This window comes from Streptomyces clavifer, from assembly GCF_036345975.1.
In the GTDB taxonomy this organism is placed as follows: domain Bacteria; phylum Actinomycetota; class Actinomycetes; order Streptomycetales; family Streptomycetaceae; genus Streptomyces; species Streptomyces clavifer.
Genome location: NZ_CP107793.1, coordinates 5,803,961 through 5,816,929 on the forward strand (window position 1 = coordinate 5,803,961; position 12,969 = coordinate 5,816,929).

13 protein-coding genes are annotated in these 12,969 nt (G+C 72.5%); all 13 read left to right on the plus strand.

The genetic code is table 11. The annotated features are described in order from the left end of the window. The first annotated feature begins 22 nt into the window (after window positions 1-22). Entirely contained in the window at window positions 23-1,447 is a 1,425-nt protein-coding gene (locus OG927_RS25300; RefSeq protein ID WP_330320824.1) for an ATP-binding protein, read from the plus strand. Beyond that, window positions 1,444-1,866 (plus strand): roadblock/LC7 domain-containing protein, encoded by a 423-nt coding sequence (locus OG927_RS25305; protein WP_056789382.1) that lies wholly within the window; start codon window positions 1,444-1,446, stop codon window positions 1,864-1,866. Before OG927_RS25300 ends, OG927_RS25305 begins: the two co-directional genes overlap by 4 nt. Then, window positions 1,863-2,216: a DUF742 domain-containing protein gene (locus OG927_RS25310; RefSeq protein WP_056789385.1), complete on the plus strand. Its 354-nt coding sequence runs from the start codon at window positions 1,863-1,865 to the stop codon at window positions 2,214-2,216. The genes OG927_RS25305 and OG927_RS25310 overlap by 4 nt, the downstream gene beginning before the upstream one ends. Next, window positions 2,194-2,808 carry a GTP-binding protein gene (locus OG927_RS25315; RefSeq protein ID WP_056789388.1) on the plus strand — a complete coding sequence of 205 codons (615 nt, stop codon included), beginning with the start codon at window positions 2,194-2,196 and terminating at the stop codon, window positions 2,806-2,808. The genes OG927_RS25310 and OG927_RS25315 overlap by 23 nt, the downstream gene beginning before the upstream one ends. Further along, window positions 2,805-4,088, plus strand: a complete 1,284-nt coding sequence (locus OG927_RS25320; RefSeq protein WP_209469559.1) for a cytochrome P450 — start codon at window positions 2,805-2,807, stop codon at window positions 4,086-4,088. Before OG927_RS25315 ends, OG927_RS25320 begins: the two co-directional genes overlap by 4 nt. Before the next feature lie 75 nt (window positions 4,089-4,163). Next, the gene (locus OG927_RS25325; protein WP_056789393.1) at window positions 4,164-4,568 is read left to right on the plus strand and encodes a cell division protein SepF; all 405 of its coding nucleotides are present in this window, start codon (window positions 4,164-4,166) and stop codon (window positions 4,566-4,568) included. Between the two features lie 55 nt (window positions 4,569-4,623). Next, window positions 4,624-5,820, plus strand: coding sequence for an AAA family ATPase (locus tag OG927_RS25330; RefSeq protein ID WP_209469558.1), 1,197 nt, complete (start codon window positions 4,624-4,626; stop codon window positions 5,818-5,820). Beyond that, complete coding sequence (locus OG927_RS25335; protein WP_056789398.1) at window positions 5,817-6,176, plus strand: nucleotide pyrophosphohydrolase; 360 nt, start codon at window positions 5,817-5,819, stop codon at window positions 6,174-6,176. Before OG927_RS25330 ends, OG927_RS25335 begins: the two co-directional genes overlap by 4 nt. Window positions 6,177-6,311: 135 nt before the next feature. Then, window positions 6,312-6,836, plus strand: a complete 525-nt coding sequence (locus OG927_RS25340) for a DUF6099 family protein (protein ID WP_056789400.1) — start codon at window positions 6,312-6,314, stop codon at window positions 6,834-6,836. 39 nt (window positions 6,837-6,875) lie between these two features. Beyond that, the gene (locus OG927_RS25345) at window positions 6,876-7,799 is read left to right on the plus strand and encodes an LLM class F420-dependent oxidoreductase (RefSeq protein WP_056789402.1); all 924 of its coding nucleotides are present in this window, start codon (window positions 6,876-6,878) and stop codon (window positions 7,797-7,799) included. 71 nt (window positions 7,800-7,870) lie between these two features. Beyond that, window positions 7,871-8,806 (plus strand): homocysteine S-methyltransferase, encoded by a 936-nt coding sequence (mmuM, locus tag OG927_RS25350; protein WP_209469556.1) that lies wholly within the window; start codon window positions 7,871-7,873, stop codon window positions 8,804-8,806. A 43-nt stretch (window positions 8,807-8,849) separates the two neighbouring features. Continuing rightward, the gene (locus OG927_RS25355) at window positions 8,850-10,346 is read left to right on the plus strand and encodes a 3' terminal RNA ribose 2'-O-methyltransferase Hen1 (RefSeq protein ID WP_330320825.1); all 1,497 of its coding nucleotides are present in this window, start codon (window positions 8,850-8,852) and stop codon (window positions 10,344-10,346) included. Beyond that, window positions 10,343-12,886 (plus strand): polynucleotide kinase-phosphatase, encoded by a 2,544-nt coding sequence (locus tag OG927_RS25360; protein WP_330320826.1) that lies wholly within the window; start codon window positions 10,343-10,345, stop codon window positions 12,884-12,886. Before OG927_RS25355 ends, OG927_RS25360 begins: the two co-directional genes overlap by 4 nt. Window positions 12,887-12,969 lie beyond the last annotated feature (83 nt).

The following is a 12,969-nucleotide window of genomic DNA, read 5'->3' on the forward strand; positions in this document are numbered from 1 at the left end:
ACAACAGAGACGCGGTGACGCCGTGCTGGGATGGATCGTCGCACTGGTCGCCTTCGTGGCGGCGATATGGGCCACCGTGCAGACGGACCGGGCCCGCAAGGACGCCTACGGCGCGGCGGCCCGCGCCGAACTGACCGACCGGCAGCTGAAGGCCGCCGAGGCCCGCACCCTGGCGCTCACCGAGGAGATACGCCAGCTCGGCCAGAAGCGGATCCCCGCGGCGGCCACCGCCCTCTCCCACCGGACCGCACCCGTGCCCGGACTGCGGGAGGCGGCCGGCATCGAGGGCGACGCCGCCCGTCTGCTGACCGAGGCCGTACAGGCCGCGGGCACCGCCGTCCTGGAGGAGCGCCGACGGGTCGACGCGGCGGCCCGGTCGGCCATGCGCGGCACCTCCGCCAAGATCCAGTCGCTGCTCAACCAGTCACAGCACCTGCTGCACGAGCTCCAGCACGAGTACGACGACCCGCGGATCCTGCAGCTCGACTTCCGCAACGAACTGGCCCTGCGCCGCACGCAGGCCACCGCCGTGCTCTGTGACGCCTGGCCCGGCCTCGCCCGGCAGAACTCCTCGCTCGTCGAGGTGGTGCTCGGCGCCCAGTCCCGGGTCGCGGGGTACGAGCGGATCAAGGTCGCCAACCACCTGCGCCAGGAGCGGCTCGCCCTGGCCGCCCGGGCCGCCGAGCCCTTCGCGATCGCGCTCGCCGAACTGCTGGCCAACGCGACGGCGTACTCGCACCCCGACACCGAAGTGCCCGTGACCGTCCAGCAGACCGCGGGCCGCGGCGCCCTGGTCCTGGTCGACGACGCCGGGATCGGCATGGACGACGACGCCCTGAAGCGGGCCCGTGCGCTGCTGGCCGGACCCGACGAGGTGCTGCTCACCGAGCTGGGGGACCCGCCGCAGACCGGGTTCGCCGTGGTGGGCCGGCTCGTCGCACGGTACGGCTTCAGCTGCCACATCGAGTCGTCCCCGTACGGCGGCATGCGCGCGATGCTGCGCATCCCCGCCCATCTGCTGACCGTGATGGACGACGACCGCACCCTGTCCGTGCTCGCGCCGAAGCCCATGCACGCGCGCACCGGGGTGCCGGCCGCTGCCGGGGCGGGCGCGAAGGTCCCGGGGGACGACGCGACAGTGATTCCCACGCCCGGCCGGGCCGCCGACCCCGACCCCGCCGGGGCCGGGACGGGCAGCCCCGCCGCGCCCGCGGCCGAGCTGCCCAGCCGGCGCCGCAGGACACGCAGGGCACCCGCCGCCCCGGCCGCCTCACGCGAGGAGGCCGAGGAGCTCGTGGCCCGCACCCCCGAACAGGCCGGAAACTCCTGGGCGGCACTCCAGGAAGGCACCCTCAGCGGCAGGAAGGCACCGGGCGGGGACGCGCCCGGCGGAGGCGTCCCGACGCCCCCGGCAGCCTCATCGGACGACCAAGGAGACGAGACGTGAGCACCACCCCCACCACCGGTGACCTCGCCTGGGTGCTGACCCCGCTGCTGGAACTCCCCGGCGTGCAGCACGCCGTGGTGGCCACCGGAGACGGGCTCGTCGAGGGCGCCTCTCCCGGGCTGGACCGCGCGTCCGCGGAGCGCGTCGCCGCGATGACGGCCACGCTGCACGCGTCGGCCCGCGCCTTCACCACCGCGTTCACCGACGCCGAGTCGCCCCGCCTGGCCCAGACGGTCGTGGAGTCGGAACTGGGCTTCGCCATCGTCGTACCCGCGGGCAGGAACACCACCCTGGCCCTGTTCGCGGCTCCCGACGCGCACCTGGGGAACATCGCGTACCAGATGCAGGTGCAGGTCACCGCGCTGACGCGGGCCATGCACGCCCCCACCCGCCAACCGGACGCTGCCTCGCGGCCATGACCCCCGGCCCAGGGCGCCGCCTGATTCCCGCGTACCTCGTCACCGGTGGCCGCTCCACGCCCACCGGTCCCGCGCTCGACCGGCTCGCCGTCCTCATCCGTACGGATGCGGCACTCCCGCCGGACACCGGTTCGGAGCACCGCCGGCTGTGTGAGCTCCTGGAGCCGGGAGCCCTCACCGTCGTCGAGTGCGCCGCGCATCTGGACCTGCCGGTCAGCGCGACCGTCTTCCTGGTCACGGACCTCGTGGCCGCAGGTCGTCTGCACGCTCGACCACCGATCCCCAGTGCCGGTGAGCTCGACCGGTCGCTCGTCGAGAGGCTGCTCGTTGGACTCCGTTCCCTCCACTGACCGGGGCGGCATCGGCTACCTGCCGAGTGCCGCCGAGACCCTGATGAAACTCGTCGTCACGGGTCCCTTCGGCGTGGGCAAGACGACCCTGATCCGTACCCTGTCGGAGATTCCGACCCTGCACACGGAAGAGGTGATGACGCAGTCCAGTACGGGACTCGACGACACCGCCGGCCTTCCGGAGAAGAGCACGACCACGGTCGCCATCGACTTCGGCCGGCTGACCGTCCAGGACGACCTGGTGCTGTACATGTTCGGCACCCCCGGGCAGGAACGCTTCTTCCCGCTCTGGGAGGACATCGCACGAGGTGCGCTCGGCGCCCTCGTCATGGTCGACACCCGCCGTCTCGAGGACTCCTTCGCCGTCATGGACATGGTCGAGGAGCAGGGGCTGCCGTACGCCGTCGCCGTCAACCGCTTCCCCGACGCCCCCGCACACACGGACGAGGTGCTGCGCAAGCACCTCGACCTCGACCCACGGACCCCGCTGGTGCAGTGCGACGCCCGCGAGCGACGCGGCAGCATCGATGCCCTGATCGCCCTCGCCGAGCACGCCCTGACCCGCCTGCCCCCGTCCCAGGAACCGTCATGAGCCTGTCCGCGCCCTCGCCCCACGAGCCGCTCGCCCTGTACGGCCCTGACTTCGCCGCCGACCCGCACGGCCACTACCGCCGGCTGCGGGCCCAGGGGCCGGTGGCCCGGGTCCGCATCGCCCCGGGGACCGACGCCATGCTCGTCACGGACTACCAGGCGGCCGTCGACCTGCTGCGCGACACCGACACCTTCACCAAGGACCCGCGTGCATGGCAGGAAGGGGTGCCCGCCGACTCACCGGTCCTGCCGGTGCTCGGCTACCGGCCCACCGCGATGTTCACCGACGGCGCCGTCCACGCCCGCTACCGCGACGCCATCAACGACACCCTCGGCCTGATCGAACCGCACCTGCTGCGGGCCGAGGTCTCCCGGGTCGCCCAGCAGCTCATCGGGGAGTTCTCGGCCACCGGAACCGGCGATCTCATCGCCCAGTACGCACGCCGGCTCCCCCTGCACGTCTTCACGGCGTCCTTCGGGGTGGCACCCCGGGACCGCCGGCGGATCGTCCTGGGCGTCGCGGGCATGATGGACTCGGCCGCGGGCGCGGCAGACGCGTACGCCGACCTGGTCGGCGTCGTGGCCGACCTCGTCGCTGACCGGCGGGCCAGGCCGGGCCGCGACCTCACCACCTACCTGCTCGGACACCCTGCGGGCCTCGACGACGACGAGGCAGTGCGCCAGATCACACTCATCATGAGCGCGGGTCACGACCCGACGACGAATCTCATCGGCAACGCACTGCTGCGCATGCTCGGTGACGCCCGGCACGGGGTCTCCCTGCACGGCGGAGCGACGACCGCGCAGGACGCGATCGCCGACGTGCTCTGGCGGGACCCGCCGATCGCCAACCTGGGGGCGCACTACCCGCGGCACGACACGGAGTTCCACGGGGTTCCGCTGCGGGCAGGGCAGTTGGTCCTGGTCTCCTTCGCCGCCGCCAACACGCAGTCGCCCCCCGCCGGTTCGGACGCCGCCGCGCGTTCGGGCGACGGCGCCCATCTCGCCTGGTCCACCGGCCCGCACCGGTGCCCGGCGAAGCAGCCCGCCCTGCTGATGGCGATCACCGCGATCGAGCAGATAACCAGCCAACTCTGCGACCTGGAACTCGCCGTCGACGCCGCTGAACTGATCTGGCGTCCGGGCCCCTTCCACCGCGCTCCGGCCCATCTTCCGGTCCGTTTCACCCCGCTCGACACGCTCCCCGAACAGGACATCCGTCGCGCTTCGGAGGGCGCCGATCACGTTCCGGCCCGTGTCGGTGGTACGCCGAACGGGTGAGGGACGAGACAATTGCGGCATGGACAGCGAGCGCAGCCGGCGCACAGCCAACCGGCATACGGACGGGGTGGTTCTGTGAGCAGGTACGACAGGTACGACAGGTACGACGCCACCGACGAACAGTGGGAGGGGCTCGCCCAGGTCGTACCCCTGAGGGGGCGCAACGAATGGCCGTCCCGGGTCGACCACCGTGCGGTCCCCGCGGAGGAGACCGCCGAGCAGCGGCGCATGGTCGTCCTGCGGGTCCAGGTCTTCGCGGACGCCCGCGAGGTGGCCGAGTACCTGGTGGCCCAGATCCCGGTACTGCTCGACCTGACCGGGGCCGAGAACGACGTGGCCAAGAGGATCCTGGACTTCAGCAGCGGCGTGGTCTTCGGGCTCGGCAGCGGGATGCACAGGGTCGACCGCAACGTCTTCCTGCTCGCTCCGGTGGGCATGGAGGTCGAGGGGGTCACGGCGGCGGGCGTACCTCAATCGTAGGAAGGTTGAACGGGCGGAACGGTTCGCCGGTCGCGGGCGTGCGTACGGTCCGCTCATGACTGTGATCTCCACGGGGAGTTCCACGCCCACGTCGTCGTACGGTCGTGCGGCCGGCCCCGGCCGCCCCGCACGGCCCGCCCGCCCCGCCGTCAGCGAACTCCGGCTCGCCGCCTTCGCCTCGCACCGCCGCGCCGTCATCCCGCTCGGTCCGCTCACCCTGCTCGCAGGGAGCAGTGGCACCGGCAAGTCGACGGCCCTGCGGGCGTACGAGGCGCTGGCGCGGCTGGCCGCGGGAGACCCGCTGGAGGACGTGTTCCCCGATCCGTCGGCCTGGGTGCCGGAACGGGCCGGCGCGGATGCGCAGGGCCGGCGGGGCTTCCGGCTCGGCTGCACCGTGCAGGGGCCGGCGGGTCCGGTGAGGCTGGACCTGGCCGTCCAGGCGGAGCCCACCCTCCGCGTCGTCGGTGAGCGCCTGTCGGACGGCGGCGAGACCCTGCTGAGCACGGCGCTGCGGGATCCGGGCCGGTCGGCCGTCCAGGCGGCCTGGTACACCGCCGGGGCGGTCCCGGTGACGCGGGCCCCGTTCCCCGACGACCGGCTCGGCACCGCGCTGCTGCCGCTGCGGGTCGCGGGCACGACGGACGGGGAGCTGCGGGTGCTGGCCGCCGCCGAGCAGGTGGTGGTGGCGCTCCGGTCGGCCTTCGTCTGCGATCCGCAGCCGCGGAGGATGCGGGCGACGGTGCCGGTCGGTGAGGGGCGGCTGACGTCCAGCTGCGACAACCTCGCCGAGGTGCTGTACCGCACCCGCAGCCAGTGCGCACAGCGGCACGCACGGCTGGTCGCCAGCGCGCACACGGGGTGCGCGGGGGAGGTGACCGGACTGACCGCCGAACTGCTGGGGGACGGTACGGTACAGGCCCGGACGGAGCGCGGGCCCGGGTACAGCACACCCCTGGGGCGCCTCGGTGACGGTGAGCTCCGGTATCTGGCCTTCGCCCTGGTCCTGCAGGCCGGCCCCCACGTCCTCGTGGTGGACCCGGCGGCCGAGGTGCCCTCGGCCATGCAGTCCCTCACGCTGCTGGCCGACGGGCTCGACCGGAGTCTGGACACACGGCAGACGGGGGAGCTGCTCGCCCTGGCCGCGTCGATCTGCGCGGCCGGTCACATGCGGCTGCTGGCGACCGTCACGGAGGCGACCGCGGAAGCGGCCCGAGGGGCCGGGGGCGTGACAGTGGTAGACCTGGCACCGTGACGGAATTCGATGTGGCGGGACTGCAGCGACGGCTGGCCGACTTCGCGGCGGCGCGGGACTGGGAGCGCTACCACACCCCCAAGAACCTCGCGGCCGCGCTGAGCGTGGAGGCGTCCGAACTCCTGGAGATCTTCCAGTGGCTGACGCCGGAACAGTCGGCACGGGTGATGGAGGACCCCGGGACGGCGCACCGCGTCGCGGACGAGGCCGCGGACGTCCTGGCCTATCTCCTGCAGTTCTGCGAGGTGTTGGGCGTCGACGTGCTGGCCGCACTGGATGCCAAGATCGAGCGGAACGAGACGCGGTTTCCGGTGCCCGACCGCCCAGATTCACCGAATCGTCACTCTTCGGAGTGATCGACTTATTCACAATCGACTTCCTGTCCACAGATTTCCGATTTCCTCTGGCTTTACGGTGGGGCTCACCTCACTGTGGGTAATGGAAGAGGTGAGCGGGTTTCGCTCGCACGGTCTCGGCGACGGGGGAATCGCATGGAAGCGGAGCGACTGATCGAGGCGGGCCGGCAGGCGCTGGCGTCGAGCCGGGGGGCGCCGGCCGTCATGGCGGAGGCCTGGCAGGCGCAGGCTCTCGCCCGCGCGGTGGGCGGGCAGCTCCTGCGCTGCGGGCCGGCCGAGCTGAGGACCGAGGCGCGCGGCCTCGGGGACATCGGCGGGCCCGGTGCCGCGGTGCTCTACCACCCGCTGGTGCCGGCGGGGAGCGTGCGGGCGTCCCAGCTCTCCGAAGTGGCGGTGGTGCCCCAGGCGTTGGAGGCGCTCGGCCGGCTGCTGGGTGATGTGGGGATCGCACTCGTCGGCGTTGCCTGCGACACCGAGGAGGAACAGCTCTACTGGCAGTGCATCGAGGCGATAGACGCCGTGGACGAGTCGGTGGACCGGGTGCACGGCATGCTGAGACGGCTGGCGGAGCAGGAGCGCGAGCGGGCCCTCGAGCAGGAGCGCGACGGCCCCTACGGGGTGATCCGCGGACCTGCGGGCTTCGTGTCCGGTCCGTCATGAGCGGACGGGCCGGCGGATCCGAAGGTGCAGGATGGAGGCATGGATCTTCGAATCTTCACCGAGCCCCAGCAAGGGGCGAGCTACGACACCCTGCTCACCGTCGCCAAGGCCACCGAGGACCTCGGCTTCGACGCCTTCTACCGGTCGGACCACTATCTGCGCATGGGCGCCGGGGACGGGCTGCCCGGCCCGACCGACGCGTGGATCACCCTGGCGGGACTCGCCCGCGAGACCAAGCGGATCCGGCTCGGCACGCTCATGACCGCGGGCACCTTCCGGCTGCCCGGTGTGCTGGCCATCCAGGTGGCCCAGGTCGACCAGATGTCCGGCGGCCGGGTCGAGCTGGGCCTGGGCGCCGGCTGGTTCGAGGAGGAGCACAAGGCGTACGGCATTCCGTTCCCGAAGGAGAAGTTCGGCCGGCTGGAGGAGCAGCTGGCGATCGTCACCGGCCTCTGGGGCACCGAGACCGGCAAGACCTTCAGCTACGAGGGCACGTACTACCAGCTCACCGACTCGCCCGCACTGCCCAAGCCGGCCCAGGCCAAGGTCCCGGTCCTGATCGGCGGACACGGCGCGGTGCGCACCCCGCGACTGGCCGCCCAGTACGCGGACGAGTTCAACATCCCCTTCGCGTCGATCGAGGACAGCGAGAAGCAGTTCGGCCGGGTCCAGGATGCGGCGAAGGCGGCCGGACGGGCGCCGGACGACCTGGTGTACTCCAACGCCCTGGTGGTCTGCGTCGGCCGGACCGACGCGGAGGTCGCGCGTCGGGCGTCCGCCATCGGCCGGGACGTCGAGGACCTGAAGGCGAACGGGCTGGCGGGCTCGCCCGGCGAGGTCGTCGACAAGATCGGCCGGTACGCCGCCATCGGCTCGTCCCGGATCTACCTCCAGGTCCTGGACCTGCACGACCTGGAACACCTGGAGCTCATCTCGGCGCAGGTCCAGTCGCAGTTGAGCTGAGCCGTGCGGGCCCAGCAGAGTGGAGGGGCCGAGCCGTTCCGGGCCCGGCCGTGACGGAGACAGGAGCAGCTGTGCATTCCCTTCGAACCCCCGGCGTTCCGCCCGGTCGTCTTCTCGGCGACGCGCTTGCCGAAGGGACCGTGGTGCTGGACGGTGGTCTTTCCAACCAGCTCAGGGCCCAAGGATGCGATCTGTCCGACGCCCTGTGGTCGGCCCGGCTCCTGGCCGACGCGCCGGAGCAGATCGAGGCCGCTCACGCGGCGTATGTGCGGGCGGGTGCGCAGGTGCTCATCACTGCCAGCTATCAGGCGACGTTCGAGGGCTTCGGGCGGCGCGGCATCGGGCGGGACCGGGCCGCGGAGCTGATCGCCGGCAGCGTGGGGTCGGCCCGTCGGGCCGGCGCGGTGGCCGGCCGGGAGGTCTGGGTCGCCGCCTCGGTCGGGCCGTACGGGGCGATGCTCGCGGACGGCAGCGAATACCGCGGCCGCTACGGGCTGACCGGCCGGGAGCTGGAGCGCTTCCACCGGCCCAGGGTGGAGGCCCTGGCCTCGGCGGATCCCGATGTGCTCGCCCTGGAGACGGTGCCCGACATCGACGAGGCCGAGGCGCTGTTGCGGGTGGTCGCGGAGTTCAGGGTGCCCGTCTGGCTCTCGTACACGGTGGCGGGGGACCGGACCCGGGCGGGACAGCCGCTGGAGGAGGCGTTCGCCGTGGCAGCGGGTATCGACCAGGTCGTGGCCGTCGGGGTCAACTGCTGCGATCCCGCCGACGCGGACCGTGCGGTGGAGGTGGCGGCGGCCGCGACGGGGAAGCCCGTCGTCGTCTATCCGAACAGCGGCGAGGAGTGGGACGCGGCCGGGCGGCGGTGGACCGGGGAAGGCGCCTTCGACCCCGGGCGGGTGCGGGACTGGCAGCGGGCCGGTGCCCGGCTGGTCGGGGGATGCTGCCGGGTCGGCCCGTCCGAGATCGCCGAACTGGCCTCGCTGCAGGGGCGGACCGGGCCATGAAAATGCCTGGTGGGAGGTGGAGCACGGGACCATACTCGGACGGGTGTTCCTGACTATCAGCACGACCGGCACCCCTGAGCGCCCCGCCACCGATCTGGGCTTCCTGCTGCACAAGCATCCCGAGAAGGCGCAGACGTTCTCCACAGCGCACGGCACCGCGCACGTCTTCTACCCCGAGGCGTCCGCGGACCGCTGCACGGCCGCGCTGCTGCTGGAGGTGGATCCGGTGGCCCTGGTGCGGCGAGGCAAGGGAAAGGGCAGGGGCGGCGCCCCCGACGCGGCGCTCGCGCAGTACGTCAACGACCGGCCCTACGCGGCTTCGTCCCTGCTCTCGGTCGCGATGACGACGGTGTTCAAGTCGGCGCTGAACGGGGTCTGCCGGGCCATGCCCGAGCGGGCGCAGGAACCGCTGCCGCTGCGTATCGAGGTGCCCGTCCTGCCCGCACGCGGCGGCGCGGAGCTGGTCCGCAAGCTCTTCGGGCCGCTCGGCTGGACACGGGTGGACGCCGTGGCCGTACCTCTGGACGAGCAGTTCCCCGAGTGGGGCGACTCGCGCTACGTACGGCTCGTGCTGGAGGGGGAGCTGAGGCTCGCCGACGCGCTGCGCCAGCTGTATGTGCTGCTGCCGGTGCTCGACGACGCCAAGCACTACTGGGTGGCGCCCGACGAGGTCGACAAGCTGCTCCGCGCCGGGGAGGGCTGGCTGGCCGACCATCCCGAGCAGAGGCTGATCACCAGCCGTTACCTCTCCCGCCGTTGGGGGCTGACCCGGCTGGCGATGGAGCGGCTGGAGCTGGTGCGGCTGGCCGAGTCGGACGACCTGGAGGTGGAGAGCGTCGACAACGCGGTCGACGAGACCACCGACACCGAGGAGAAGCCGGTCCCGCTCGCCGAGCAGCGCCGTGCGGCGATCCTGGAGGCACTGCGCGCCGCCGGCGCAAGCCGGGTGCTGGACCTGGGCTGCGGACAGGGCCAGTTGGTGCAGGCACTGCTGAAGGACGTCCGCTTCACCGAGATCGTCGGCGTCGACGTGTCGATGCGGGCCCTCACCCTCGCCTCGCGACGGCTGAAGCTGGACCGGATGGGCGAGCGGCAGGCCGGCCGGGTCACCCTCCGGCAGGGCGCCCTCACCTACACGGACAAGAAGCTGAAGGGGTACGACGCCGCGGTGCTGAGCGAGGTGATCGAGCACCTCGACCTGCCACGGCTCCCGGCCCTGGAGTACGCGGTGTTCGGCTCGGCACGGCCGCAGACCGTGCTCGTGACCACGCCGAACGTCGAGTACAACGTCCGCTGGGAGACGCTCCCGGCCGGGCACGTGCGGCACGGCGACCACCGTTTCGAGTGGACCAGGGCGGAATTCGGGGACTGGGCGGAGCACGTGGCCGGGCGACACGGCTACACGGTGACGTTCGTGCCCGTGGGGCCGGACGACCCCGAGGTGGGGCCGCCCACACAGATGGCCGTGTTCACGATGACCACGGCGGACACACACCCCGGCCGGGCCGGCGACACGACGAAGGAGACGAAGGCCGCATGACCAGTACCTCTCGCACCCTGCCGGTGACCGACCTGTCCCTCGTGGTGCTCATCGGCGCCAGCGGATCCGGCAAGTCCACCTTCGCCCGCAAGCACTTCAAGCCCACCGAGATCGTCTCCTCGGACTTCTGCCGCGGTCTCGTCGCCGACGACGAGAACGACCAGAGTGCCAGCCGTGACGCCTTCGACGTCCTGCACTACATCGCGGGCAAGAGGCTCGCCGCCGGACGGCTCACCGTCGTCGACGCCACCAACGTGCAGGCGGAGAGCCGCAAGCAGCTCGTGCAGCTGGCCCGCGAGCACGACGTACTGCCCATCGCCATCGTGCTGGACCTCCCGGAGGAGGTCTGCCTCGCGCGCAACGCCGTACGCCCCGACCGCGCGGACATGCCCCGGCACGTCGTCCAGCGCCACCGCCGCGAGCTCCGGCGCTCGCTGCGCGGTCTGGAGCGCGAGGGATTCCGCAAGGTGCACGTCCTGCGGACCGAGGAGGAGGCGGGCAGCGCCGAAGTCGTCCTGGAGCGCCGCTACAACGACCTCCGGCACCTCACCGGCCCCTTCGACATCATCGGCGACATCCACGGCTGCAGCTCCGAGCTGGAGTCCCTGCTCGGCGAGCTCGGCTACGCCGACGGCGCGCACCCCGACGGGCGCACCGCGGTCTTCGTCGGCGACCTCGTCGACCGCGGTCCCGACAGCCCCGGCGTGCTGCGTCGCGTGATGTCCATGGTGGCCGCGGGCAACGCCCTGTGCGTCCCCGGCAACCACGAGAACAAGCTCGGCCGATATCTCAAGGGGAGACAGGTACAGGTCAGGTACGGCCTCGCCGAGACCATCGAGCAGCTGGAGCGGGTGGACGCCGAGGACCCGGAGTTCCGCGAGCGGGTGAAGGAGTTCATCGACGGGCTGGTCAGCCACTACGTCCTGGACGGGGGCAAGCTGGTCGTCTGCCACGCCGGTCTGCCCGAGAAGTACCACGGGCGCACGTCCGGCCGGGTCCGTTCGCACGCGCTGTACGGGGACACCACCGGCGAGACCGACGAGTTCGGGCTGCCCGTGCGCTACCCGTGGGCGGAGGACTACCGCGGCCGTGCGGCCGTGGTGTACGGCCACACCCCGGTACCCACCACCTCCTGGGTCAACAACACCCTCTGCCTGGACACCGGAGCGGTCTTCGGCGGCCGGATGACCGCGCTGCGCTGGCCCGAGCGCGAGATCGTCGACGTACCGGCCGAAAAGGTCTGGTACGACCCGGTGAAGCCGCTGACCACCGAGGCGCCCGGCGGCCGGGAGGGACGTCCGCTCGACCTCGCCGACGTGCAGGGCCGCCGGATCGTCGAGACCCGGCAGATGGGCCGCATCGCGGTGCGTGAGGAGAACGCGGCGGCCGCGCTCGAGGTCATGAGCCGCTTCGCCGTGGACCCGCGACTGCTGGCCTACCTCCCGCCGACCATGGCCCCGACCTCCACCTCCCACGAGGACGGCTTCCTGGAGCACCCGGCCGAGGCCTTCGCCCAGTACCGGGCGGACGGTGTCACCAAGGTCGTGTGCGAGGAGAAGCACATGGGCTCGCGTGCGGTCGCCCTGGTCTGCCGCGACGCGGAAACGGCCCGCGAGCGCTTCGGGGCCGACGGTCCCACCGGCGCCCTTCACACCCGCACCGGGAGGCCCTTCCTGGACGACACGGCGCTGACCGAGGTGATCCTCGGCAGGCTGCGCACGGCCGTCACCGCCGCGGGCCTCTGGGAGGAGTGGGACACCGACTGGGTGCTGCTGGACGCCGAGCTGATGCCCTGGTCGCTGAAGGCGGCCGGGCTGCTGCGCTCGCAGTACGCGGCGGTGGGTGCCGCATCGGGTGCGGTGCTGCCCGCGGCCGGTGCGGCCCTGGCCGCGGCGGAGGCCCGTGGTGTGGACGTCGGTGCCCTCGCCGGCCGTCAGCGGGAGCGGGCTGCGGACGCTGCCGCGTTCACCGAGGCGTACCGCCGCTACTGCTGGAGCACCGAGGGGCTCGACGGGGTCCGGCTCGCGCCGTTCCAGATCCTCGCGGTGCAGGGGCGTTCGCTCGCCCCCGTACCGCACGACGAGCAGCTGGCCTGGCTGGACCGCCTCGTGGAGCACGACCCGACCGGGCTGCTCCAGGTCACCCGGCGCCTCGTCGTCGACACCGGCGACGAGGACTCCGTGCGGGCCGGTGTCGACTGGTGGCTGGAGATGACCGGGCGCGGCGGCGAGGGCATGGTCGTCAAACCGCTCGGCGCCCTGGTCCGGGACGCGAAGGGCAGGCTCGTCCAGCCGGGCGTCAAGGTGCGCGGCCGTGAGTACCTGCGGATCATCTACGGCCCCGAGTACACCCGGCCGGACCATCTGGAGCGCCTGCGTTCGCGCTTCCTCGGCCACAAGCGGTCGCTGGCCCTGCGGGAGTACGCCCTCGGACTGGAGGCGCTCGACCGGCTGGCCGACGGGGAGCCGCTGTGGCGGATCCACGAGGCGGTCTTCGCGGTGCTCGCCCTGGAGTCGGAGCCGGTCGACCCCCGGCTCTAGCCGGCGGCTCTCTCGTTCGGATCGGGCCGGGCTCGCCTGCCACGGGTCCGGCCCGACCGGCCGGCCCGATCGGACCCGACCCG